This window comes from Streptococcus sp. STR1/CE/0325 (genome assembly GCF_055386095.1).
The window spans coordinates 359128-381892 of record NZ_AP045018.1 but is presented as its reverse complement, the minus strand read 5'-3'; the positions used below and the strand labels follow the sequence as shown (position 1 = coordinate 381892).

The window sequence follows — 22765 nt, the reverse complement described above, 5'->3', positions numbered from 1 at the left end:
TCAACTTTTTTATGCTTTTGTGATAAAATTATTTTACAAGAGGTGAAGAATATGGCAATACCAAAGTATAAATTGATCAAAGATGACCTGAAACAGCAAATTATCTCTGGAAAGTTTGAGCACGGCGATAAATTTTACACCGAATCAGAGCTCATGGACAAATATCAAGTCAGCTCTATCACCGTGGTTAGAGCTTTAAAAGAGCTCACGATTGCTGGTTATATCGTCAGACAACAAGGCAAAGGTAGCTTTGTCTCAAGAGCTAGAAAACATAAACTGGTCGAATTTTCAGATGTGGAAAATTTCTCTCAAAAAGAGGATGTGACCGTGCTCTCCATCAAACGAGACAACAAACCCAAGTTTCTCAAAAAATTAGAACTCAAAAAAGACCAATTTTACTATAAAATCGAACGAATCAGAAGTGTTGATGGCACTGTCTTTATCTACCACCAGTCCTATATCCCAGAAGAATACATCGACCCCAACTACCCAAATCTCGACTATTATAGCTCCATTTACACGAGATTAAAGCTTGACCATCAGATTTACATGAATGCGCAACCTTATGAAGAAAGCCACGAAATCGTCTTTCCAGTATCTCAAAATGTTGCGGATAAACTGCAAATCCCAACAGACTTCCCTTGCGTGCTCCAGATTAAGACCGCACGGCTAGAGCAGACGCAAGAGGTTGTGGAGTATGTGGAAACCTATAAACGCGCTGATTTTTACAAGATTAAATTGATTGCGTCTCGCTTATAGACAAAAAACAGAAAGGCCCATTCCTAGAAGTGATGACTTTAAGGATTGGCTTTTCTGTTTTTGCTTTTGTTATTTGGTTTTTCTGAGGTAATCAATCGCCTCTTGGACCTTGGTGACAGGGACGATTTTCATCTTGGTTTTGATTTTTTTAGCTGCTTCGAGAGCTTCTTCGTAGTTGGTCTTAGCATCAGGATTGGCTTTTTTGACCTCGTCGCTGACAGGATTGTTAGGAACAAAGAAGATGTCCGCACCTGACTTGGCAGCAGAGACCACCTTCAAACCAGCACCACCGATGTCACCGACTGAACCATCTTGCTCAATGGTCCCTGTTCCTGCGATGTCACGGCCCTTTCTCAGGTCTTCATCCACCAGCTGGTCATAAATATCAAGGGTAAACATCATCCCAGCACTAGGTCCTCCGACCCCTTCTAGGGTAAAGTCAACCGGAATATCTGACTTGACCTTGGTATGGTCAACCAAGCCGATACCGATACCGTTGCGCCCATTTTCGAGCTGGATGATTTTCCCTTTTGCGGAGTGTTTTTTATCATCAGAGAGGTACTGAACGGTGACTTGGTCGCCAACCTTGAGACTGCCCACATAGTTGACGAGTTCCTTGGAATTCTTAAAGGTCTTGTCATTGACACCTGTCACCGTGTCAGCTAGATTAAGCACGCCGTGAAAGGTCGAGTCTTTGGAGACATTTAAGACATAAACCCCCAAATAGTCTAGGCTGACTGGTTTATCCGCTAACTTGAGGGCTTGATAGATGGCACCATTTTGCGATGTTTCCATGTAAAACTGATTGATACGGAAATAATCCTTCTCACTGTATCCACCTGTGGCATCCTCTTCTTTTTGAATCTCATGAAAGGGCTGGGTAAGAGCGTAAAGAAGCTGAATCGGTGTGGCTTTCACCAAACTCACCGCAACAAAGTTATAAGAGCCTTTTTCCTTGTCTTCCTTGTCATTGACCTTGAGGGCGGTACGAATATCATAAGCCCCACCTGGCATTTCAATATAGTAAGGCAAGGGGTAAAAAAGGGCAAAGATGACCGCTAAGGCACCTAAAAAGCTGACCCACCACCATTTGTATTTTTTAAGGATTTTCATATCGTTTTTCCACTCTTTCTAAAACACTCTCTGGAACAAAGCAGCTGATGTCTGCCTGAAACTGAATCAACTCCCTGATACGACTCGAACTTACCTGCTCAAACTCTGGACTTGAAAGTAAAAAGACCGTCTCCAAATCTGGGCTGAGATGATGGTTAAAAAAGGCCAGAGATTTCTCATAGTCCAAATCTTGGCTATTTCTCAGCCCTCTTATCACATGCGTGACACCAAGCTCTCTTGCCACATCAACCATAAGACGATCAGAAGCTGATATGACAACTACATTTGACAAACCGCTAAGGGCTGCTTCTAACATCTCAAGACGCTCTGGCACAGGGAAAAAGCCACTTTTTTGAATGTTAAAAAAGACACCCACATAGAGCTTATCCACGAGCCGACTTGCCCGTGTGATAATATCCACATGCCCCTTGGTCACAGGGTCAAAACTCCCCGCCAAAAGACCAATTCTATCTGACATAAATGGTTACCTGACTTATTCCATAGATTTGCTGCTTCCAGATACCAAAATCCGCGATTTCTTCTGGCAGAACAACGTCTTTATCCGTCTCACAGACAATCATGACATCCTCCGCACAAAGACCGCGTTTGGACAATTCCTCAATGGTCCAGACGATTTTTTCTTTAGCATAAGGGGGATCTAAAAGGATGAGATCAAAAGTCCCCTCCAAGTGATCCAAGGCTTTTTCTGCCTCCATCTTTAACAGCTTAAAGGCAGCTGCTTTCTTGGTCATCTGGATATTGGCTTCAATGATGGCCTGCGCCTTTCTATCCTTTTCAACCAAAACCGCCTCACTCATCCCTCTTGAGATGGCTTCGATAGCAAGACTCCCACTCCCTGCATAGAGGTCTAGGACACGTCCACCATCAAAATAAGGACCAATTCGGTTAAAAATAGCGCCCTTGACCTTATCGGTCGTGGGGCGAGTGGTCTTTCCTGCCAAGGTTTTTAAAGGCCTTCCGCCAAACTCTCCTGCTACAACTCTCATGCCCTCTATTATAGCAAAATTCCCCCAAAAGGTAAAAAAGAAGCCGTTTCACGAGGCTTTTACAGTCCTAAAGTTTCTAACTATACCCCTGTATAAGAAAAGAGTTTAAGGAAAATTCAAAAAAATAGTTTCAAATCAAACGCTTTTATGTTAGGATAAACGGTAACAAGATGTCTTACCTAGCCCCAAAAAGGAGGAACCGCTATGGAAGCCAAAGACCTACTGTCTCACCGTTATTTGACCCCTCTTAAAACAGACGGCCCACTTTTTATCGGTGTCGAACTCGAATTTCCCATCGTCCAAACCACTCATGGCAAAAACGATCCTAGGGTCGCTATCGCTCTGTTAGAACACTTGGTCAAACACCTCAACTTTGATGTCAAAAAGCGGGATAAAAAAGGGCAGCTCGTCCAAATCTTCTGTCCAAAAACTGGCGATCAAGTCCTTTTTGAACTCTCCTATCACAATCTCGAAATCGCCTTTGGCAAAGAAAAGCACATCCAGACAATTGAAAAACGTTTTCTTCTCTATCTTGAAACCATCCAAACCTTCCTAGCCGAGCACGACCATGCCCTTCTTGACACTGGCATCCACCCTTTTTGGCGGGAAAATGATTCACAAGTCGTCCAGCTCCCCCGCTATCAGATGCTAGATGCCTTTTTAAAACTGGGTGACAAGCAAAACGATTTCCACAGCTATCCTCACTACGGTACCTTTATCGCTAGCAATCAGGTTCAGCTCGATGTGACCAAAAATAACTACCTCCTCGTTCTCAATGCCTTTAACCAAATCGAGGCGGCTAAGGCTTACCTCTTTGCCAACTCCTTTTTTGATGGGGAGAACTGGGATAGTCGCATTGCTAGAGACATCTTTTGGGAAGCCTCTATGCACGGAATTTTCTCTGAAAATATCGGTGTCTTTCCAAGAAACTTCATAGATGACGAGGACTTTTTAGACTATCTGGAGCGCTCTAGCCTTTTTAATGCCATCCGAGATGGGAACATCGCTTACTTTTCCCCCATCCAGTGCAAGGACTACCTCAAAAAAGGGGAAATCAAAGCCTACAATCTCGCTGGACAGCCTATTTTCCTCCAACCTGACCCCAGTGATTTTGAGTCGCACCGGCCTTACTACTACCAAGACTTGACCACACGGGGAACGGTCGAGTTCAGGAGCGCTTGCGCTCAGCCTTTTGAGCAAACCTTTAGTGTCGCTGCCTTTCACTTAGGACTTTTAGTGGTCTTAGACGAGCTCCAAGACTATCTCAAAACAGCTCCTTTCTTTGATCACTACGGACGCGATTATCCTGCCCTCAGACGGCAATTTTCAAAGATTGCGCTTGATAAAACAGAAGAAGAAAATATCCGCCACTTTGCCCATGACTTAGTCGCCCTCAGTCAAAAAGGCTTGAGCAAACGCGGTTACGGTGAAAAAGACTACCTCCTCCCCTTGTGGAAACGACTCACCGCTAGAGAAACCATCAACTAGCTTAATCTATGGTCCTTTCGTTCGCTTTTCGGACGAAGTGGCCTTACAGCAAGCATAACTCAAAGTGAGAATAAACTGGTTAACAAAACTATAAAAAACAAACGAGCCTGAAACAGATGTTTCAAGCTCGTTTTTAAATAAAATACTAGAACGGTAGGTAGGTACCAAGCACCAACAAGAGAATACTGATGACAACCACTGCACCAACAAACTTAGACACATACTTAATCCAAGTTGCAAGAGGCACACGTCCAAGAGCCAAAGCTCCCATCACGATACCTGATGTTGGGGCAAGTAAGTTAAGCACCCCGTTAGCTGATTGAAAGGCTGTAACGATGAGAGAGGCTTTTACATGAGCAAATTCACCAAGTGGGGCAATGATACCCATGGTTGCTCCTGCAAGACCAGATGAAGATGGGATAAGGAAGGACATTGGCAAGTAGAAAATGTAGGTCAAAATGATGAAGAGTTGAGAAGAGAAGCCCTTCAAGAGACCTTCACCCATATGAAGAATGGTTGCTGAAATTTGACCATCATTCATGATGACTTGGATCCCCCGTGCCACCGCAACGATAAGCGCAACACCCAAGAGGTCTGCTGCTCCTGCCATAAAGGATGAAATGAAGCGTTCTTCACTCATCTTAGATACCATACCAATCAAAACACCCATGAAGATAAAGAGCATGGTTACTTCTGGGAAATACCAAGTTCCTAGCGGTGCAGAGTGACCAAAGAGTTCACCAAGCAAAGGCGCACCTGTAATAGCATTGTTGAGTTGTTCAAAGATATGGATACCAAAATCACCCCAAGGCACAAGACTGACAATCATGATAACAAAGGTCGTTACAAAAATCCAAAGCACACGTTTTTGTTCTTTTGATAGAGTCGCATTGGTTTGCTCAATCTTGAAGTGTTTCAAATCTTCTTCACGTTGGTTATAAACCAAAGATTTGGTTGGATCTTTTTCAATCTTGCTAGCATAGTTATAAACAAAGTAGATTGCAGCAGCAAGCAAGACCACAAAGAAGATTATCCGAAGTACAATACCGTCTGCAACACTAATACCTGCCGCTCCAGATGCTACTCCTGTGGCAAATGGATTGACCGTAGATGCCAGACACCCAATCTGTGAACCAATCAAAACGATAGACACGGCTGTGATACTATCAAAACCAACCGCCATCATAACTGGTACCAAAAGTGGATAAAAGGCCATGGTTTCTTCACCCATACCGTAAGTAGAACCACCAAGGGCGAAAATCGGCATGAGAATTGGGATGAGCATCTTTTCTCTACCCTTATATTTCTTAACGATAGAGGCAATCCCCACATCTAGTGCCCCAGTCTCAGTGACAACACCTAGGAAAGCCCCCACCATAATGATGAAGAAAGAAACCTGGATAGCTCCATCAGTATGAATGGTGTATTCATCTTTCTTTCCTTCATTGACAACTGTGTCTTTACCTAGCATGGCATTAACTGGCGCCATGAGCACATCATAAGCCCCTTGAGGGGTTTTTTCTACTACACGATATTCCGTTTGATCTTTACCCGTTTCAAAATAATGACCAGCAGGCACGACCCAAGTCAAAACAGCCATGAGTGCAATGATGATCATTAAGACCGTATAAGATGACGGCATCTTAAAGCCTTTCTTTTCAGCCATAAAATTCTCCTTTCATAAGATACAAAGGGCGTGAAGAACGCAAAGCAAAAATAGGAGATTTTGAAAAAGTCAAAAAGACTTTGAGAAAATCTATCTTTTTTGCACAGCGTTTAGCCCGTGTTCGATTTCATAAGATACAAAGCCCGTTAAGCGAACACAGGAAAATTAGAAAAGCTGACGAAGAACCCTAAAGTTCTAGAAAGCTTTATCTATTTTCCGAAGTTCGTAGGGCGTGTTCCACTCGCTAGTGATAAAGGGCACTTGCGCTCCTCTTTATCACACGCTTCTTGCTATCTGGCAAGAAGCTAAGCGACTGACTTGTTTTTCTAATCTGCTTATTTAGAAATAATCGTACCACTATCTGACTCGATTAAAGCTGCCAAGTTCTCAAGTGAAGTAATCACGGCTTTTGATTCAGGTTTGTTGTTGACAAAAGCAATAGCTGCCTCAACTTTTGGAAGCATGCTTCCTGGAGCAAATTGATTTTCCTTGATGTAGTCTTCTAGTTCAGCAACGGTAACGTTTTCGAGTTTTCTTTGATCAGGTTTGTTAAAGTTGACATACACATAATCCACACCGGTCAAGACGATAAAGAGATCCGCATCTACCAATTCAGCCAAACGTTGTGACGCAAAGTCCTTATCAATAACGGCTTCAACACCTGTTAGGTGACCATTTTCTTCCTTGATGACTGGAATACCGCCACCACCAGCAGCGACTACGACTTGACCATCTTCAAGAAGGGTCTTGATGCTATCAATTTCCTTGATGCCAACAGGTTTTGGTGATGCCACCACTTTACGCCAACCACGTCCTGAATCTTCCTTGAAGGTTGCTCCTGTTTTTTCTGCTTCTTTCTTTGCTTCTTCTTCGGTGTAGAAAGGTCCGATTGGTTTGGTCAAGTTGGTAAAAGCTGAGTCATTCTTATCCACGATGACTTGGGTCACTACAGAAGCCACATCTTTTTCAATGCCTTCGTCTAAAAGAGCATTTTGAAGGGCATTTTGCAACCAAAAACCAATACTACCTTCGGTCATAGCGACAAGAGAATCGAGTGGAAAGGCAGGATTTTTTTCTGAATCCGCTGCCAAATGTTGAAGTAAAAGATTGCCGACTTGTGGACCATTACCATGAGTGATGATGAGGTCATCTCCATTTTTGATGAGTTTGACCAAGTGACGAGCTGTTTCTACTAGAGCGTCTTGTTGGGCTTTAGCAGAAGGGTCAGAAGAAAGGATAGCGTTTCCACCCAATGCGACAACGATTTTACGATTAGCCATAAAAATATCTCCTTTTCTAATCATCTTAGCCTAGTCTTAGGATTTCCTAAGAGCGTCAACTAAAATGACGATAAAAATGAGGGCTGGACTAAAGCCATTAGTCTCAGCCCTCTAGCTGTTTTGTATGCGTTAATGATGAATGTGTTATATCTGATATGAGAATAGAAAGTTTGAATGTGTTAAGCGTCTCTTACACTCTTGGAATGAACAAATCACCAAGTGTTGCTGCCATGACAGCTTTGATGGTGTGCATGCGGTTTTCTGCTTGGTCAAATTGACGTGCATATTTGCTGCGGAAGACTTCGTCTGTTACTTCCATTTCTTCTACGCCGAATTTTTCAGCGACATCTTTACCATAGACAGTGTTTGTGTCATGGAAAGCTGGAAGACAGTGCAAGAAGATAAGGTCTTCGTTGTCTGCTTTTTTGATCAATTCCATATTCACTTGGAAAGGTTTAAGAAGAGCAACGCGTTCTGCAAATTTATCTTCTTCACCCATTGATACCCAAACGTCAGTGTAAACCACGTCAGCACCTTTCATCGCTTCATCTGCATTGTCTGTGATAAGGATGTGTGCGCCACTTTCGTTGGCAAAAGTTTGAGCAAAATCAACCACTTCTTTTTCTGGGAAGAGTTCTTTTGGTGAGAAGATATGAACGTTAACACCTAGGATAGCGCCGGTTACAAGAAGGCTGTTTGCCACGTTGTTACGACCATCACCACAGTAAACCAAAGTCAAACCTTCAAGTTTACCGAAGTTTTCTTTGACAGTAAGGTAGTCAGCAAGCATTTGAGTTGGATGCCAAGCATCTGTCAAACCATTCCATACAGGAACACCAGCATACTCTGCCAACTCTTCAACCATGTCTTGGCTGAAACCACGGAATTCAATCCCGTCAAACATACGTCCAAGTACCTTAGCAGTATCTTCGGTTGACTCTTTTTTACCCAATTGGATATCATTAGCACCAAGATACTCTGGGTGTGCGCCAAGGTCGATAGCCGCTGTTGTGAAAGCCGCACGAGTACGTGTTGATGTTTTTTCAAACAAGAGGGCGATGTTTTTGCCTTCAAGATAGTGATGTGGAATATGGCGTTTCTTTAAATCTTTCAAATGTGCCGCAAAATCGATTAAATATTCTAACTCAGCACGAGTGAAATCTTTTTCTGCTAAAAAGCTACGTCCTTGGAATACTGATGCTGTTGTCATCGTTTTCTCCTTTTTTTAAATTTATTATAATACTTTTTTGACAAATTGACAAGATGTGTCAAGCACCTTTTTAAAGCGCTTCACGTTCAAACGGCATTGACATGCAACGTGGTCCACCACGACCGCGAACCAATTCGCTTCCGTGAACTTTCACCAAACGAAGTCCTTTAGATTCAAGGATAGCGTTCGTAATTGTGTTACGGTTGTAAACAACAACCACACCTGGTGCGATAGTCAAGGTATTTGAGCCATCGTTCCATTGTTCACGACCAGCAGCAACCAAGTTGTCACCACCACAACGGATGAGTTCTACTTTTTCAACACCAAGGTTTTCTGCCAAAAGTTCTGCCAAATCACCTTTTTCTTCTTTGATGTTGAGTTTGTCATTTTCGTAAGTTACAGAGTAAACACGAAGGTCGCCTTCGATTTCTGGATGGATAGTAAATTTATCGTAGTCAACCATGGTGAATACAGTATCTAAGTGCATAAATTTACGGTTATTCGCAAACTCAAAGGCCAAAACTTTCTTGAAACCAAGATTTTGTTTGAAAATATTAACCAAAAGTTTTTCAATAGATGCTGCGTCTGTACGTTGAGAGATACCAACAGCAAGCACATCTTTAGAAAGAACTAGCTCATCTCCACCTTCAATACGAGTGGTTTCTTCACGGTTGTAAACAAGCGGCACTTTTCCACCATAAACTGGGTGATAAGTGAAGATGTATTTACCATAAAGCGTTTCACGGTTACGTGTATCAGCATACATGTGATTGAGTGATACTCCGCTACCAATGGTTGCAAATGGGTCACGTGTGAAGTAGAGGTTTGGCATAGGATCAATCGCAAATGGATAGCTAGATTCTACAAGGTCTGTCAATCCTTTTTCTTCTTCTGGGATTTCTGGTAGTTCTGCTTTTTGAATTCCCGCCATGGTTTTGTCAATCAACTCACGGTTGTCTTTGATACCCATCAACAACTCACGGATAGCCTTTTTCGTTGCACGACCACGAATGTTTGCTTCTTCTAGGTATTCGTCGATGAATTGTTCTCTGATTTCTGGTGTGGTGAGTGATTCTGCTGCTAAATCTTCAAGGTAGAGCACCTCAACACCTTCATCACGAAGTGCTTGAGCAAAAGCATCATGCTCTTTTTGCGCGTCTTCTAAGAAAGGAATATCATCAAAAAGTAGGCGTTCCAAGTAATCTGGCATCAAGTTTTCAATTTCTTTACCAGGTCTATGGAGCATCACTTTTTTTAGCTTACCAATTTCAGAATAAACATTAATTGGACTCGTAGTATTAGACATAAGACTGTCTCCCTTCTGTTAGGTTTGTAAGATTCTCGCAAGAACTTCTTGTTCTTGTTTACGCTTACATTATAGCGCATTTCAGGTGACGAAAAATGAGAAATTTCGCATTTCAAACGTGAGATTTTTCACACTTATTGAAAACGCTTTATAGAATTATGCAATCGTTTTACCATATTTGAAACATGCTACACTTTAATCAAAAAAATACATAAAAATAAATGAAAAAAATCAGTTTAAAAACTGATTTTTTAATGTAAATATCGTAAAAAATAATCCCGATCCAAATAGATTAGCTGCTTATGCTTAAAACTAATAACCCCTTCTTTTTTCAAATCTTTGAGGGTGTGACTAACCGTTTCACGAGTGGTTCCACTCATGTGTGCAATGTCAATAGTCGTCATGTTAAAAGGAAGGATGCCATCATCTGGGCACATCTCAAATAAAAGAACAGCTAAAGACTGAATCACGCGCGAATGGGCACTTGAGGTCACCATATTACGCAAGCGAATCTCATGTAATTGCAATAACTTGGACAATTTTTGACATAATCGTCTCATCTGAATAGGATTTTTTAACGAATAGCCTTCATAGAGGGCCATGGGAATGGTAAAATACTCGACCTCTGTGACAGCCTTAGCCGAAAAATGATAACTTTCATCTAAAAACAAGCCTCCGTAAGGAAAAATCGTCCCATTTCTGACATAATCAGTGTATAAAAAGGTTCCTGAAGCATCGTACTGCTCAATCTTAAAATACCCTTTAGATACCAAAAAGAGTTTGTCTCTAGTATCCCCTTCAAAAAAGACGATATGATCCTTGGGAGCACGTCTAAATTTCATCCTACCGGCTAATTGGTCAAATTGGTCAATCGGAAAATATTTGAAATCTTCTAGATTTCTAAGGTATTGGTACTGGTCATTGGTAATCATCTTATTCCTAGGCCCTTTACTTTAATAGAAAAGTGTCTCATAATAAAAACGCATACAAGTCTATTTTATCATAATTTTTCTTTTTTGTATGCTTCAAACTTAATATTTTACTTTTTCTGTTTTCTTTGCTATACTAATTTGTAGAATGTTTTTAAAACCGCTTACAAAGGAGATCTGATGAATAAAAAAGAAGCTAGGCACCAACTAATCCGATCTTTGATTTCGGAAACTAAAATCCATACTCAATTAGAGCTACAAAAAGCTCTTGAAAAAAATGGCGTTTCTGTTACGCAAGCGACGTTATCACGAGATATGAAAGAGCTCAATCTCGTTAAGGTTTCTTCTGATGATTCCCATTATGAGGTTCATAGTATTTCTAAGACCAGATGGGAGCATCGTTTGCGCTTTTACATGGAAGATGCTCTTGTCATGCTACGTCCTGTGCAAAACCAGATTGTGCTAAAGACCTTGCCTGGTCTGGCTCAGTCTTTTGGCTCTATCTTAGATGCTATGCACTTTCCTGATATGGTGGCAACCGTTTGTGGAGATGATACCTGTCTCATCATCTGTGAAGATGATGACGCAGCTAAACGCTGCTTTGACGAACTCAGTAAATATACGCCTCCTCTTTTCTTCTGGGGAGATCGCTAAAACATAAAAGAGCGTTCGATGAACGCTCTTTTATGTTTGATCACTTCTATCAAATGGGATGAAATCGTCTTATTCCCAGCTGATTTCTGGATGGTCTTTGGTAAGGATAGCCTTAACGGCTTTTCCTTGAAGGTATTTTTCAGCGCCTTCTACGATGAAATCAAGGGCTTTTTCCAAATCTTCTTTACGCTTGCTGTCTGGCAATTCAATGACTAAAAAAGCTCGCTTGGTCTTTTCTGTGATCATGGTCCGCTCACCATCACGCCAGTTGAAACAACGACAAACCGCACCTGCATCGTCTTTGTAGCAAAGTTCCCCAGCAAGGGTTGGTTGGTTGCGTTCATCCCCGATAAGGTAAAAGTCATCACCACCCTCTGTCACGGTTAGTCTTAATGGACCTTCAAAGGTTTCCAAATCTTCTGCGCCGACGGGTAGCCCAAAACGTAAACTAGCTGCATTGTAGAGGTCCACAAGAGGAAGGATAGATCCGACTGGTTTATCGGTCGCCACACGTTTAAGGAGGGCTTCGATACTAGAGCGTGCCCCTTTTTTGGTCTTAAAGGCTTGATAGGCCTTGCGGTAGGTCTGGATGACTTCATTTTCACTAAAAGTATCCTCTGTGAGATGATTTTTAGCCAGTTGGTTGCTTTCTTCTAGCAAGGCCACTAATTCTTCTGAAGACCTTTCACTTGGCACATAATCTAAAAGGATAACCCCTAATTGGGCATCGGGAAAGAGCTCAAAAAAGGATGGTTCTGCAATAAATTGTCCCATGATGATAACCTCACTTTCTCCTTTCATTCTATCACAAATCAAGGGCCGAATCTATTTTTTTAGCGAATTTATGGTATAATAAGGGGATAAATCCAAGAGAAAAGAGAGACGTATGACCCCCAATAAGGAAGATTACATCAAAGCCATCTATTCCCTCAGCCAACGTCAGGGCAAGATGAGCAATAAAGATATTTCCATCAGTATGCAGGTGTCTGCCCCAGCTGTTTCTGAAATGACCAAAAAACTCATTGCAGAAGGACTCATTGTCAAAGACAAGGACAAAGGGTATCAGCTCACCAAACAAGGTTATCAGCGCGCATCTGATTTATACCGCAAACACCGTTTGATTGAGATCTTTTTGGTGCACCATCTCCACTACACCCCAGATCAGATTCATGAAGAAGCAGAAGTGTTAGAACATGCGATCTCAGACCTTTTTATCGATCGACTAGAGGAAAGTCTCGGCTTTCCCAATACCTGCCCACACGGAGGAAGTATCCCTCAAAAGGGATCTCCGCTGGTTGAACACTACACGACTGCTTTAGCAGACTTTAAAGAAATTGGTACTTACCAATTCAAACGCGTCCACGATGAACCACCCCTACTCAACTATTTGGCAGAACACCAGCTCCATTTAGAACAAAAATTTGAACTCTTAGAAATAGACCAGTTCGCCCAAACCTACACCATCTCCTATCAAGACAAGACCTTGACGCTACCAACTACCATCGCAGAACAACTCTTTGTTGAGCCGGTCCACTGATATGGCGTCTGGGTGCAGCAGCCTGCTGTTTGCTCTAGAAACTGACCAAATCCTTAACAAAAAAGAAAACAATCGGATCCCTTCATCAAAAACGATGAAAAGAACCGATTGTTTTCTTTTTTAAGCATAGCTGGCTAAAAAGGCTAAGAGAGCCTCGGCTGAACGTTTTCCTGCCTCAAGGATAAAGGCTTCAAAGGAGAGATTAGCCGTGTGATCGGCTGTATCACTCATGGCCCGCACTACTAGAAAAGGCAGGCCACAGCTGTGTGCGGCTTGGGCAATGGCTGCTCCTTCCATCTCAACAGCTAAAACCTCAGGAAAATGATGCTTGATGCTGTCGATTTTCCCCTCATCTGCGATAAAGCTATCCCCTGTGACGATTAGCCCTGTGTGGCTGTTCTGCCCACTTTTTTCAAGTGCTTGAGCAAAGGCATCAAGGAGCTTGGCATCGGCGCTAAAATACAAGGGCTGCATAGACATCTGCCCATAAGCATAGCCAAAAGCGGTCAAATCCACATCGTGATAAGCCAACTCTCTTCCTAAGACCACATCGCCAACCTTTAGCCCTGTTGCGACCGCTCCAGCAGATCCGGTGTTGATGACGGCCTTCACCTGAAAATGATCGGCTAAAATCGCAACACTCATAGCAGACATGACCTTTCCAACTCCACTTTGGACCAAGACCACTTCTTGCCCTTTTAGTCTCCCTTGGTGATAGTTTTTGCCTAAGACCACATGGTCTTGGCGTTCTTCTAGTTGCTCAAGAAGGGTACGAAGCTCCTCCTCCATAGCAGCAATAATTCCAAATCTCATCGCATCTCCTTACCAGTGAATAATAGCATAGCCCAATAAAATCAAGAGCAGGACTAGGATGAGCAAAATCAGATTGAGACGATTTTGCAGGTGCTTGCCCTTTTCTCTGCGGTCTTTGCGGCTGGGTTTTGACTCTTCTTGTTCGGTGAGGTCTTCGTCTTTTAGGCGCTCTAAGACCTCATCGCTCAACAAAGGCTCTCTCATAAAGCGCCTCCATTCAAGGCGACATATTGGAGAGCGATCAAGGTCTTGGCATCACAGATAAGACCTTCTTTCACCAAGTCCATACACTCCTCATAGGTTAGCTCTAGAACCTCAACAAACTCATCCTCATCTTGAGGACGAGGATGGTCCACCTTGGTCAACTCCTTGGCTAGATAAAGGGTGACCTTTTCATCGCAAAAACCAATAGCCGTATAAAAATCATAGAGGTGGTGCAGCTGGCCAGTATAGTTGGTTTCTTCCTCCAACTCTCTAAGGGCAGCTTCTTCCTTGCTACCTGCTTCACCGAGTTCTAGCTTTCCAGCAGGAATCTCGTAGGAGATGCGCTCAATCGCCTTGCGATACTGCTTAACGATGACGATTTTCCCTTCAGGTGTTAGGGCAAGCACTGCCACCGCTCCCTTATGAAAGACCAATTCACGGTAGCTAGTTGATCCATTGGGAAGGGCTACCTCATCTACGGCCACTTCAAAGATCTTGCCCTTAAAAATACCTTCTCGCTGAAGCGTCTTTTCTTCCATGCTTTCCATATCACACCTCCTCGTCATGCTGCTGCTCTGGGTGATGGGGCAGGCGTTTGGCATAGCCTTCCTTATTGACCTGTCTGCTGCGTCCAATAGCTAGGCTATCTTTTGCCACATTCTCGGTGATGACGGATCCTGCCGCAGTAATGGCATGATCTCCCACCTCAAGGGGGGCAATCAAGGTCGAGTGGCTACCAATAAAGACCCCATCTCCAATCTTGGTCTCAAACTTACCTTTGCCGTCATAGTTGACCGTGATGGTTCCTGCTCCAATATTAGTATCCTGACCAATGGTACTGTTACCCAAATAAGTCAAATGCCCTGCCTTGGTTCTCTCGCCCAAGGTGGACTGCTTAATTTCAACAAAGTTGCCGACGTGAACCTCTTTTTTCAGATGAGAACCTGGTCGCACATGCGCGTAGGGACCAATGGTCACACCGTCATCTACTCTGGAATCTTCAATCATAGACTGGGTCACCACCACACGCTCACCGATATGCGCATCCACCAAAACAGATCCACTGGTCACCTGACTGCCAGCTCCAATCTTGGTCTTGCCTTTTAGACTCACATTGCCTTCGATTAGGACATCCGGTGCAATCTCAACGTCACGCTCGATATAAGCCGTCTTAGGATCTAACAAGCTCACGCCATTTAGCATATGCTCCGTCGCAATGCGGCTGCGCATGATTTCCTCTGCCTTAGCAAGGGCAACACGATCATTGACCCCTAGACTCTCGTCAAAGTCACGCAGTTTATAAGCGCCGACCTTATCGCCAGCCTCTTTGAAAACACCGATAACATCCGTGAGGTAATATTCCCCTTGTGCATTGTTGGTGTTAATCTTTTTCAAGGCCTCAAACAAGCGACGATTGTCAAAGACATAAGTCCCTGTGTTGATTTCCTTGATTTGTTGCTCAAAATCGCTGGCATCTTTTTGCTCCACGATTTTAAGCACTTCGTCACGCTCATTGCGGACAATCCGACCATAACCAAAAGGATCTTGTGCCTGAGCGGTTAGGATGGTCGCGACATTTTTATGGGACACGTGAAAATCAATCAAATCCTTCAAGCTCTCGCCCTTAATCAAAGGCGTATCCCCTGCAATGACCAAGGTCTGACCATCTAGATCTCCCAAAACTTCTTCGGCGATGAGGACGGCGTGTCCTGTCCCCAACTGCTCTGCCTGATAGATGCACTGGCTCTTGTCCTCGACCAAACTTCTAACCTGATCTGCTCTATGGCCGACAATGGTCACGGTCTCTTGAGGAGAAATAGCGCTACTGCTTCTAAAAACGTGTTCCAACATGGGAAGACCTGCGACTTGGTGCAAGACCTTTGGCAAATCGGACTTCATCCGTGTTCCCTTACCTGCTGCTAAAATAATGGCATAATTTGTCATGTTTTCTTTCCAATCTGTTTTCCTTAATATCCCTTTTATTATAGCATATTTTCTCTACTTTAGAAAAACAGTCAGTGTTTTCACTGACTGTTAGCTTTTTATCGTCTTTTAGGATCAGGCAATTCACAGGAAATCATCGAAGATAAAGGAGATAGCTTTAGCTAGGCAGTTGCTGGCTGGCTTTTTCCAAGACAGACAAGACTGCTCGACTGTGGGCTAGACCTTTTTCCATTTTTTCCTCATCTTTTTCTGCCAAGATCTGAGCAAAATGGCAAAACTCATCCATCATACGGTGACGCGATGCGTCTGCCACAAAGACCACTTGCTCCTGTCCTCGTTTTTCCAAATTGACCTGAGGCAGGCTATTGGTAGGACCGTAAATGGTCAGTGTACCTTGATTCCCCTGAATGCTAGACACAATATCACCGCTAGAATCCTTGGCACCGATACAAACCGCCTTAAACTCCCCATAATCAAGGGTCAAAATACCAGACGTATCCACGCCACGTTCCATATTAGGCAGGTAGTGAACCTGCTGAGGTGCGCCAAACAAGCCCACCACCAGATGGATGTTGTAGATATTGAGGTCACGAAGCGCACCACCGCCTTGTTTGGGATCAAAAGCCGGAGCAATGGTTCCCTCTTTAAAAGCATCATAGCGTGAGGAATATTGGGAGTAGTTGCACGACACAATCTTGACCTCTCCCAAATCACTCAAATGCTCCTGCAAGACCTTAAAATTGCTCAAATACTGATTGGTAATCGCCTCCATCAGATAGAGTCCTTTTGCCTTGGCTATGGCGATCAACTCATCCAAATCCGCCAAGGACAAGGTAAAGGGTTTCTCGCAGATGACGTGTTTCCCCGCCTCTAGAGCCGCTTTGGCATAGCGATAGTGCAAATGATTGGGCAGTCCCACATAAACCGTATCGACTTCTGGATTAGCCAGTAACTCGTCTAGCTCGCAAGTGGCTTGCTTCATCCCATAGGTTTCAGCCAGCTCTTGTGCCAGCTCTAAACTCCGTGGGGTGGATAAAATAGCAGACAATTCAATCTCTGCGATGTCCTGTAAAACCGGCAAGACTTCCTTAACAATCATACCCGTCCCTAAAATTCCTAGTTTCATTTGTTTCCTCCTTCATTTGCATAGACCACTTGGAAAGTCTCACAGACCACCAAGTCATCCGGATGAAAATCAAGTCCTGCCTCTTTATGGCACTGAGTAAAAAACTCTTGGTGGACAGCTCTCCAATAAGCAAGACTACGGTCTCCCTCGCCTTCTCGGTAAGCGTGATCCTCTCCCACCTCAGAAAAAGGGAGGACCTCTACCTTGGTCAGCTCAATCAAACAAACTGGCTCTTCCTTGCTGTTTAAAATCACACTATAAGTCCCAACGACTGGCAGGGCTTCACCCTCCACCTCATAGAGACGATAGCTGGAAGATGTCGCTGTCTTTTTGCCTTCTAACACCAGCCTTGCCAACTCATCGGGCAAAACGCCAAAGGCCCAAGCATCAATAGTCTCCCCAATCTCTGGATGAGTGAGGTAATAGCTGTTCCAAAAGTCTTTAATCTCTTGATTCATCTCTTTTCTCCTACTTCATCGACCAGCCACCATCTATGGTGAGGATCTGCCCCTGCATGGCGCTAGCTTTACCGCTAGCTAAAAATAAGGTCAAGTCAGCCACTTCGCCTGCTTCTAACCAGCGACCGATGGGGGTCTCTTCTGCCACCCAGTCGGCTAGTCCCCCCTCTTCAAAGTCAGCCTTGGTCATGCCAGTTTTGACCGCTCCAGGTGCAATGCCAAAGATTTGAACACCGCTTCTGGCATAATCCAGAGCCAACTGCTTGGTCAAACCAGCGAGGGCGTGCTTACTGGACGTATAGGCTGCTCCACCACCACCAGCCAAGTGGCTGGCAATAGAGCACATGGTGATGATGATGCCTTTCTTTCTTGCCACCATGTGAGGCAGATAGTGACGAATAAGCCTTACCACCGCAAAAAAATTGATCTGAAAAAGCTGCTCAAACTCATCCTCAGCTATCTCCAGCAAGGGCTTGTAGTCATCCAAGATACCAGCGGTTGGACAGAGAATATCCACCTCAGGCCAATCCTGTAAAAGCTGCGTCAAATCCTCTCTCACATCTCGCTGATAGAAGATAAAATCCCCTGCTAAATCAGGTCTTTCTCCTCGGTCCACCCCGATGACTTGATCGCCGTTTGCCAAAAAAGCACGCGCCTGAGCCAGACCAATGCCGCTCGAGACACCTGTAATCAAAACACGCCTAGTCATGGACTTCAATCCAGTCCGTCGCTAAGACATCACAAGGCGTTGGGCTCCACATCGAAAAGCCCTCACCCTCGCCTGATACGTTAATCAAAAAGTAAGGTGTCACCTCAAGAGAGATGCCTCCCTGTTCGATGCTGTCAAAGAGCTGAACATAATTTTCAGCCCCACCCCAACCGGTCCGGACATACTTTTTCTTGGCCTTGAGGCCTGGTAAAATTTCTTCAAATGTCATGATTTTTCCTTTCTGAATCTGAAACGGTGAGAAGCTCCCTCACCTTGAGCAAACGAAAGCCGTCTAGTCTAACAAAAACGAAATAACTCCCCCTAGCAAAGCAGGTGCTAGAAGTTTCGCTAGTCATCACTATTTTTCTTGCCACAATTATTGATACTAGCCTTGGCTGGTTTGTCAACTATCTGCTAGATAAATACATCGGTAAGAAGTAACCTAGGTTGTGCTAGATGATAGCACGAAAGCCCCAAGAGACGCCATCTCTTGGGGCTTTTTGGGCACTGATAAACATGTTACAGTACTTACTATCTTTTACCCCTTTATTTTCTCATATCTGATTTTTTTGTCAATCAAATCGCGTGTTTTTAACCATCACCTTAACACGAAAGCTCTCTTGACGCTTTCTGACTAGCTTTTATCTAAGGTGATAGGTATAGCGTGATATTTAGCCAAAGAGCTGCATGCGATCTCATCAAAATCATTGTCTAACATGACGAAGCCTTAACCAATCACACTGCCGTTTGGTACACTTTCATCAACGGTGAGGACACGTAACTCATCGCCAAACTCAGCAGATAAAATCATGCCTTGGCTAATCAAGCCCATCATTTTTCTTGGTTTGAGGTTGGCAACGATTTGGAGTTTCTTGCCAATCAACTCTTCTGGATTTGGATAATACTTGGCAATTCCAGATAGGATTTGGCGATTTTCCTTGTCCCCAGCATCCAAGCGGAATTTGAGGAGCTTGTCTGACCCATCTACTTTTTCCACAGCTATAACTTCTGCCACGCGGATTTCTGCTGCATCAAAGGTTTCAAACTTAATTTCTGGTTTGTTGAGGGTCAGTTCAACTTGATTGGGATCCCACTCTTTGACCTCAAGTGGTTTGTCCCCTGCCATTTGTTCCTTGATGTAGGCAATCTCTTCTTCCATCTCCAGACGTGGGAAGATAGGTTGGCCTTTGGCGACGACTTTGAGGCCTTGTGGCAAATCAGATAGACGCAAGTCAGACAAATCAAAGGCAGCTTCTAAGCCTAATTGCGCCATGATTTGACGAGAAGTTTCCATCATGAAAGGCTGCAAGAGGCTAGCCACCACACGAAGACTGGCTGCCAAGTGATTCATGACGCTGGCAAGCTCTGACTTTTTGCTTTCTTCCTTAGCCAAGGCCCAAGGCATGGTTTCGTCGATGTATTTGTTGGTTCTTGCGATGATGGCCCAAACAGCTTCTAAACTCCGCGGAAAATCAACTGCTTCCATCTGCTTGTGGTACTCTGCCACTTGCTCTGCGACGACTGTCTCTAGTTGGGTATCAAAAGCTGTCACACCGCTTTCAAAAGCGGGAATCTCGCCATCAAAATACTTGTTAATCATAGCAACTGTCCGATTGAGCAGGTTTCCAAGGTCATTGGCCAACTCATAGTTGATCCGACCCACATAGTCTTCTGGCGTAAAGGTGCCATCGCTGCCCACAGGAAGGCTTCTCATGAGGTAATAACGCAAAGGATCAAGACCATAGCGTTCCACCAACATTTCAGGATAGACCACATTGCCTTTTGACTTGGACATCTTGCCATCTTGCATGACGAACCAGCCATGTGCCACCAAGCGTTTTGGCAGCGGCAAATCCAGCGCCATCAAGATGATCGGCCAATAAATGGAGTGGAAACGCAGGATGTCTTTTCCAATCATGTGGATATCCGCAGGCCAAAATTGCTCAAAGCGGCTAGGATCCGCCTGACCGTAGCCAAGCGCCGTGATATAGTTGACCAAGGCATCAATCCACACATAGACCACATGCTTAGGATTAGATGGTACAGGCACCCCCCAAGTAAAGGTGGTCCGACTAACCGCCAAATCCTCCAAACCAGGTTCGATAAAGTTTTTTAACATCTCGTTCATCCGACCATTTGGTTGGATAAACTCAGGATGTTCCTTGTAAAAAGCCACTAAGCGATCCGCGTATTTGCTCAAACGTAAGAAATAAGATTCCTCAGAGACCCACTCGACCTCATGACCAGACGGAGCAATCCCCCCTATCACCTTGCCAGACTCATCACGAAAGACCTCAGCCAACTGGCTTTCGGTGAAAAATTCCTCATCTGACACACTATACCAGCCTGAGTATTCGCCAAGATAGATGTCGTCTTGAGCCAAGAGGCGCTCAAAAATCTGCGCCACCACCGCTTCATGAAAATCATCGGTCGTGCGGATAAACTGATCGTAGGAAATATCAAGGAGTTGCCAAAGCTCACGAACGCCCTCAGCCATGCCGTCCACATAAGCCTGTGGTGTAAGACCAGCTGCCTCAGCCTTTTCTTGGATTTTTTGCCCATGTTCGTCAAGTCCTGTCAGGTAGAAAACCTCATAGCCCATCAAGCGCTTGTAGCGTGCGAGAACATCACAAGCAATCGTCGTATAAGCAGAGCCGATATGGAGCTTGCCACTTGGATAATAAATCGGGGTAGTAATATAAAAGGATGGTTTTTTCTCTGTCATCATAGACCCTTTCTGTTCTAAATCAATCGTTCTTCTCATTATACCATAAAATCAAGCGGAAGACAGCCTAGCCTAATCCTCCTTCTTTATTTCCTACATGCTTCACTAAAAAAAGCCCAGAACAAATGTTCTTAGGCTCTTTCTTTATTAGTCGTTATCTTGTCGCATGATAGGTCAATTGATCTCCGTGTTTTTTCAAGAAATCTGTCAACTCGCTATCTGGAATTTGACGCAAATAGAGGTTGTCTCTCATAGTATCGTCTCCCTCTACACAAGTCGAAAGCACAAGATAACGATCTTTAGCAGACATATGGATAGCGGTGTTTTTCACCTTGGCTGCTGCCGTTACCTTATCTAGCTGATCTTGGAAATCTTTATCGTCTTTAAATGATGTCCGATAAAGCGGTGTATCCTCAGGAACAACGATAAGAGCTGTCGCCTCATAGTAGAATTTTCTCTCAGGGGTTTCAATTACCACATAAGGGTGCTCTTTAAAATAATCTTCCTTTTCATAGAAAGCCACATCGTTAAACATGCGGTGATCTTCTACCTGACTCCCTCTAGCATGCCCAAAGAGCCAAGTCAAGCGGTCACTGAAATCTTTTTTATTGTCCATATCCATAAAGACAGCCCCTAGGTATGGTACCTGCTGACCTTCAAAAGTCTTAATCAGGTAAGTTTCGTTGTCATGGGTCTGTACGACTGGCTCATCTAACATGGTTCCCGGTGCATAGACATAAGCAACGGTCTCGGGGTTTGTGGCTAAAAGCGGATCAAAGCGTGATTTGAGATAGGCTTTTTCTTCTTTTGACACCTGATAAGAAGGGGCCTTTTGCGCCATCTTTGGGCTAGTGCTGGTTTCAGTAGCCGTTGGTTTTGATGTCGGCTGATGCTTCCATAGGAAAAATCCAGCTATAACCGCTATCAAAGTCACCAAAATACCTAGGAAGACTTTTAGTCCAAAGGCTGAGGATTTGCTTTGATTGTGTTTCATGTTCCATCCTTATTTTTTAAAAAACGCATGGCATGACCACACGTTTTTATCCCAATCTAAAAAGATTAGTCTGCTTTACGACGAAGTCCGTAAGCACCTGCAGCAACTGACATTACACCAATCACTGTTGCAAGGCTAGTTGAAGCTTCACCTGTTTTTGGTAATTCTTTCTTTTCAGCAGCTGGTTTATTCGCTTCTTTTTTATCTTTAGAGATACCAAGAAGAGTAGCAAGAGCTGCATCTTTAGGCACATAGTCTTCACCGTTAATTTGAGCTGCTTTCAAACGAGCTGCTTCTTCATTTGAAAGAACAGCGTAAACACCGTTACCACCTTTAACAATCAATTTGCCGCTCACTGGGTCAACTTCACCAGTAAATTCTGGGTTTGGTTGTTTTTCCATCTCGTCAGCCTTGTTTGTCATAGGCGCTTTAGCTTCTTCTGAAGTCAAGCTAGCATTGTCTTTAAGATCCGCATCTGATGGCATTGTTGCTTCATCAGGTGTTTGTTCTTTTCCTGGAGTTTGATCTGCTGGTGCAACGGGTTGTTCTGTTGCTGGAACGGCACCTGGAACTGGTTTTTCAGGTTGACCAAGTCCATCCAAAACATCAGCGTGTGCTTGAGCTGCAAATCCTGCTGCAAACAAAGCTGAAGCAGCAAGCAAAGTCTTCATACTCTTTTTCATAAAGGTATCTCGCTTTCTTTTTATTTTTAAATAGTTTGAACAATTTTTATTGTTCTACCTCCATTATACTCTTTTATTAGATGAGGTCAAGTATTTTATGAAGATTTTAAGCTTTTTGTAAGCGCTTCTCTCGTTAATATGATAAGTTTTTAGACTTCAA

24 protein-coding genes are annotated in these 22765 nt (G+C 43.7%); 4 read left to right on the top strand and 20 right to left on the bottom strand.

Going from position 1 to position 22765, the window contains the following annotated elements:
- Nucleotides 1–51 precede the first annotated feature (51 nt).
- A complete protein-coding gene (locus ACZ49W_RS01950; protein WP_464813668.1) occupies nucleotides 52–759 on the top strand; it encodes a GntR family transcriptional regulator in 708 nt (235 codons plus the stop codon).
- Nucleotides 760–828: 69 nt separating this feature from the next.
- On the opposite strand, the gene ACZ49W_RS01945 is transcribed toward ACZ49W_RS01950, so the two are convergent.
- Genes ACZ49W_RS01945 through rsmD form a run of 3 tightly spaced genes read right to left on the bottom strand, consistent with a single transcriptional unit; the run spans nucleotide 829 to nucleotide 2879 of the window.
- The gene (locus tag ACZ49W_RS01945; RefSeq protein WP_464813667.1) at nucleotides 829–1872 is read right to left on the bottom strand and encodes a SepM family pheromone-processing serine protease; all 1044 of its coding nucleotides are present in this window, start codon (nucleotides 1870–1872) and stop codon (nucleotides 829–831) included.
- Nucleotides 1859–2350 carry a pantetheine-phosphate adenylyltransferase gene (gene coaD, locus ACZ49W_RS01940; RefSeq protein ID WP_464813666.1) on the bottom strand — a complete coding sequence of 164 codons (492 nt, stop codon included), beginning with the start codon at nucleotides 2348–2350 and terminating at the stop codon, nucleotides 1859–1861. The genes ACZ49W_RS01945 and coaD overlap by 14 nt, the downstream gene beginning before the upstream one ends.
- Nucleotides 2340–2879: a 16S rRNA (guanine(966)-N(2))-methyltransferase RsmD gene (gene rsmD, locus ACZ49W_RS01935; protein ID WP_464813665.1), complete on the bottom strand. Its 540-nt coding sequence runs from the start codon at nucleotides 2877–2879 to the stop codon at nucleotides 2340–2342. Before rsmD ends, coaD begins: the two co-directional genes overlap by 11 nt.
- A 204-nt stretch (nucleotides 2880–3083) precedes the next feature.
- On the opposite strand from rsmD, the gene ACZ49W_RS01930 reads away from it, so the two are divergent.
- Nucleotides 3084–4367 carry a glutamate-cysteine ligase family protein gene (locus tag ACZ49W_RS01930; RefSeq protein WP_464813664.1) on the top strand — a complete coding sequence of 428 codons (1284 nt, stop codon included), beginning with the start codon at nucleotides 3084–3086 and terminating at the stop codon, nucleotides 4365–4367.
- 145 nt (nucleotides 4368–4512) lie between these two features.
- Here ACZ49W_RS01930 and ACZ49W_RS01925 read toward each other — a convergent pair whose 3' ends face one another.
- The 5 genes from ACZ49W_RS01925 to ACZ49W_RS01905 all read right to left on the bottom strand — a co-directional run bounded on the left by ACZ49W_RS01925 (nucleotide 4513) and on the right by ACZ49W_RS01905 (nucleotide 10761).
- Entirely contained in the window at nucleotides 4513–6033 is a 1521-nt protein-coding gene (locus tag ACZ49W_RS01925; RefSeq protein WP_464813663.1) for a YfcC family protein, read from the bottom strand.
- Nucleotides 6034–6368: 335 nt separating this feature from the next.
- The gene (gene arcC / locus ACZ49W_RS01920) at nucleotides 6369–7313 is read right to left on the bottom strand and encodes a carbamate kinase (RefSeq protein ID WP_464813662.1); all 945 of its coding nucleotides are present in this window, start codon (nucleotides 7311–7313) and stop codon (nucleotides 6369–6371) included.
- 190 nt (nucleotides 7314–7503) lie between these two features.
- Nucleotides 7504–8523: an ornithine carbamoyltransferase gene (gene argF, locus ACZ49W_RS01915; protein WP_464813661.1), complete on the bottom strand. Its 1020-nt coding sequence runs from the start codon at nucleotides 8521–8523 to the stop codon at nucleotides 7504–7506.
- Between the two features lie 70 nt (nucleotides 8524–8593).
- Entirely contained in the window at nucleotides 8594–9829 is a 1236-nt protein-coding gene (arcA, locus tag ACZ49W_RS01910; protein ID WP_464813660.1) for an arginine deiminase, read from the bottom strand.
- A 251-nt stretch (nucleotides 9830–10080) separates the two neighbouring features.
- The gene (locus ACZ49W_RS01905) at nucleotides 10081–10761 is read right to left on the bottom strand and encodes a Crp/Fnr family transcriptional regulator (protein ID WP_464813659.1); all 681 of its coding nucleotides are present in this window, start codon (nucleotides 10759–10761) and stop codon (nucleotides 10081–10083) included.
- A gap of 177 nt (nucleotides 10762–10938) precedes the next feature.
- Between ACZ49W_RS01905 and ACZ49W_RS01900 the strand changes: the two genes are divergently transcribed.
- Nucleotides 10939–11412, top strand: a complete 474-nt coding sequence (locus ACZ49W_RS01900) for an arginine repressor (RefSeq protein ID WP_464813658.1) — start codon at nucleotides 10939–10941, stop codon at nucleotides 11410–11412.
- A 69-nt stretch (nucleotides 11413–11481) separates the two neighbouring features.
- On the opposite strand, the gene ACZ49W_RS01895 is transcribed toward ACZ49W_RS01900, so the two are convergent.
- Complete coding sequence (locus ACZ49W_RS01895; RefSeq protein WP_464814942.1) at nucleotides 11482–12186, bottom strand: B3/B4 domain-containing protein; 705 nt, start codon at nucleotides 12184–12186, stop codon at nucleotides 11482–11484.
- Between the two features lie 112 nt (nucleotides 12187–12298).
- On the opposite strand from ACZ49W_RS01895, the gene ACZ49W_RS01890 reads away from it, so the two are divergent.
- Nucleotides 12299–12949 carry a metal-dependent transcriptional regulator gene (locus tag ACZ49W_RS01890; RefSeq protein WP_464813657.1) on the top strand — a complete coding sequence of 217 codons (651 nt, stop codon included), beginning with the start codon at nucleotides 12299–12301 and terminating at the stop codon, nucleotides 12947–12949.
- A 120-nt stretch (nucleotides 12950–13069) separates the two neighbouring features.
- On the opposite strand, the gene ACZ49W_RS01885 is transcribed toward ACZ49W_RS01890, so the two are convergent.
- From ACZ49W_RS01885 to ACZ49W_RS01835, 11 genes are all read right to left on the bottom strand, one after another.
- Nucleotides 13070–13762 carry a 5'-methylthioadenosine/adenosylhomocysteine nucleosidase gene (locus tag ACZ49W_RS01885; protein ID WP_464813656.1) on the bottom strand — a complete coding sequence of 231 codons (693 nt, stop codon included), beginning with the start codon at nucleotides 13760–13762 and terminating at the stop codon, nucleotides 13070–13072.
- A 9-nt stretch (nucleotides 13763–13771) separates the two neighbouring features.
- Nucleotides 13772–13966: a hypothetical protein gene (locus ACZ49W_RS01880; protein WP_464813655.1), complete on the bottom strand. Its 195-nt coding sequence runs from the start codon at nucleotides 13964–13966 to the stop codon at nucleotides 13772–13774.
- Nucleotides 13963–14505, bottom strand: a complete 543-nt coding sequence (locus ACZ49W_RS01875) for an NUDIX domain-containing protein (RefSeq protein ID WP_464814941.1) — start codon at nucleotides 14503–14505, stop codon at nucleotides 13963–13965. Before ACZ49W_RS01875 ends, ACZ49W_RS01880 begins: the two co-directional genes overlap by 4 nt.
- Before the next feature lie 10 nt (nucleotides 14506–14515).
- Nucleotides 14516–15910 (bottom strand): bifunctional UDP-N-acetylglucosamine diphosphorylase/glucosamine-1-phosphate N-acetyltransferase GlmU, encoded by a 1395-nt coding sequence (glmU, locus tag ACZ49W_RS01870; RefSeq protein ID WP_464813654.1) that lies wholly within the window; start codon nucleotides 15908–15910, stop codon nucleotides 14516–14518.
- Nucleotides 15911–16067: 157 nt separating this feature from the next.
- A complete protein-coding gene (locus ACZ49W_RS01865; RefSeq protein WP_464813653.1) occupies nucleotides 16068–17036 on the bottom strand; it encodes a Gfo/Idh/MocA family protein in 969 nt (322 codons plus the stop codon).
- Entirely contained in the window at nucleotides 17033–17494 is a 462-nt protein-coding gene (locus ACZ49W_RS01860; RefSeq protein WP_464813652.1) for an ASCH domain-containing protein, read from the bottom strand. Before ACZ49W_RS01860 ends, ACZ49W_RS01865 begins: the two co-directional genes overlap by 4 nt.
- A gap of 10 nt (nucleotides 17495–17504) precedes the next feature.
- Complete coding sequence (locus tag ACZ49W_RS01855) at nucleotides 17505–18203, bottom strand: 3-oxoacyl-ACP reductase (protein ID WP_464813651.1); 699 nt, start codon at nucleotides 18201–18203, stop codon at nucleotides 17505–17507.
- Nucleotides 18196–18432: a DUF2829 domain-containing protein gene (locus ACZ49W_RS01850; protein WP_464813650.1), complete on the bottom strand. Its 237-nt coding sequence runs from the start codon at nucleotides 18430–18432 to the stop codon at nucleotides 18196–18198. The genes ACZ49W_RS01855 and ACZ49W_RS01850 overlap by 8 nt, the downstream gene beginning before the upstream one ends.
- A gap of 498 nt (nucleotides 18433–18930) precedes the next feature.
- A complete protein-coding gene (gene metG / locus ACZ49W_RS01845; protein ID WP_464814940.1) occupies nucleotides 18931–20928 on the bottom strand; it encodes a methionine--tRNA ligase in 1998 nt (665 codons plus the stop codon).
- Between the two features lie 154 nt (nucleotides 20929–21082).
- Entirely contained in the window at nucleotides 21083–21922 is an 840-nt protein-coding gene (gene srtB / locus ACZ49W_RS01840; protein WP_464813649.1) for a class B sortase, LPKTxAVK-specific, read from the bottom strand.
- A gap of 65 nt (nucleotides 21923–21987) precedes the next feature.
- Complete coding sequence (locus ACZ49W_RS01835; RefSeq protein ID WP_464813648.1) at nucleotides 21988–22605, bottom strand: LPXTG cell wall anchor domain-containing protein; 618 nt, start codon at nucleotides 22603–22605, stop codon at nucleotides 21988–21990.
- Nucleotides 22606–22765 lie beyond the last annotated feature (160 nt).

Coding starts and splice junctions, on each gene's coding strand:
- ACZ49W_RS01950 (WP_464813668.1), top strand. CDS start 52: ATGGCAATACCAAAGTATAAATTGATCAAAGATGACCTGAAACAGCAA.
- ACZ49W_RS01945 (WP_464813667.1), bottom strand. CDS start 1,872: ATGAAAATCCTTAAAAAATACAAATGGTGGTGGGTCAGCTTTTTAGGT.
- coaD (WP_464813666.1), bottom strand. CDS start 2,350: ATGTCAGATAGAATTGGTCTTTTGGCGGGGAGTTTTGACCCTGTGACC.
- rsmD (WP_464813665.1), bottom strand. CDS start 2,879: ATGAGAGTTGTAGCAGGAGAGTTTGGCGGAAGGCCTTTAAAAACCTTG.
- ACZ49W_RS01930 (WP_464813664.1), top strand. CDS start 3,084: ATGGAAGCCAAAGACCTACTGTCTCACCGTTATTTGACCCCTCTTAAA.
- ACZ49W_RS01925 (WP_464813663.1), bottom strand. CDS start 6,033: ATGGCTGAAAAGAAAGGCTTTAAGATGCCGTCATCTTATACGGTCTTA.
- arcC (WP_464813662.1), bottom strand. CDS start 7,313: ATGGCTAATCGTAAAATCGTTGTCGCATTGGGTGGAAACGCTATCCTT.
- argF (WP_464813661.1), bottom strand. CDS start 8,523: ATGACAACAGCATCAGTATTCCAAGGACGTAGCTTTTTAGCAGAAAAA.
- arcA (WP_464813660.1), bottom strand. CDS start 9,829: ATGTCTAATACTACGAGTCCAATTAATGTTTATTCTGAAATTGGTAAG.
- ACZ49W_RS01905 (WP_464813659.1), bottom strand. CDS start 10,761: ATGATTACCAATGACCAGTACCAATACCTTAGAAATCTAGAAGATTTC.
- ACZ49W_RS01900 (WP_464813658.1), top strand. CDS start 10,939: ATGAATAAAAAAGAAGCTAGGCACCAACTAATCCGATCTTTGATTTCG.
- ACZ49W_RS01895 (WP_464814942.1), bottom strand. CDS start 12,186: ATGGGACAATTTATTGCAGAACCATCCTTTTTTGAGCTCTTTCCCGAT.
- ACZ49W_RS01890 (WP_464813657.1), top strand. CDS start 12,299: ATGACCCCCAATAAGGAAGATTACATCAAAGCCATCTATTCCCTCAGC.
- ACZ49W_RS01885 (WP_464813656.1), bottom strand. CDS start 13,762: ATGAGATTTGGAATTATTGCTGCTATGGAGGAGGAGCTTCGTACCCTT.
- ACZ49W_RS01880 (WP_464813655.1), bottom strand. CDS start 13,966: ATGAGAGAGCCTTTGTTGAGCGATGAGGTCTTAGAGCGCCTAAAAGAC.
- ACZ49W_RS01875 (WP_464814941.1), bottom strand. CDS start 14,505: ATGGAAGAAAAGACGCTTCAGCGAGAAGGTATTTTTAAGGGCAAGATC.
- glmU (WP_464813654.1), bottom strand. CDS start 15,910: ATGACAAATTATGCCATTATTTTAGCAGCAGGTAAGGGAACACGGATG.
- ACZ49W_RS01865 (WP_464813653.1), bottom strand. CDS start 17,036: ATGAAACTAGGAATTTTAGGGACGGGTATGATTGTTAAGGAAGTCTTG.
- ACZ49W_RS01860 (WP_464813652.1), bottom strand. CDS start 17,494: ATGAATCAAGAGATTAAAGACTTTTGGAACAGCTATTACCTCACTCAT.
- ACZ49W_RS01855 (WP_464813651.1), bottom strand. CDS start 18,203: ATGACTAGGCGTGTTTTGATTACAGGTGTCTCGAGCGGCATTGGTCTG.
- ACZ49W_RS01850 (WP_464813650.1), bottom strand. CDS start 18,432: ATGACATTTGAAGAAATTTTACCAGGCCTCAAGGCCAAGAAAAAGTAT.
- metG (WP_464814940.1), bottom strand. CDS start 20,928: ATGACAGAGAAAAAACCATCCTTTTATATTACTACCCCGATTTATTAT.
- srtB (WP_464813649.1), bottom strand. CDS start 21,922: ATGAAACACAATCAAAGCAAATCCTCAGCCTTTGGACTAAAAGTCTTC.
- ACZ49W_RS01835 (WP_464813648.1), bottom strand. CDS start 22,605: ATGAAAAAGAGTATGAAGACTTTGCTTGCTGCTTCAGCTTTGTTTGCA.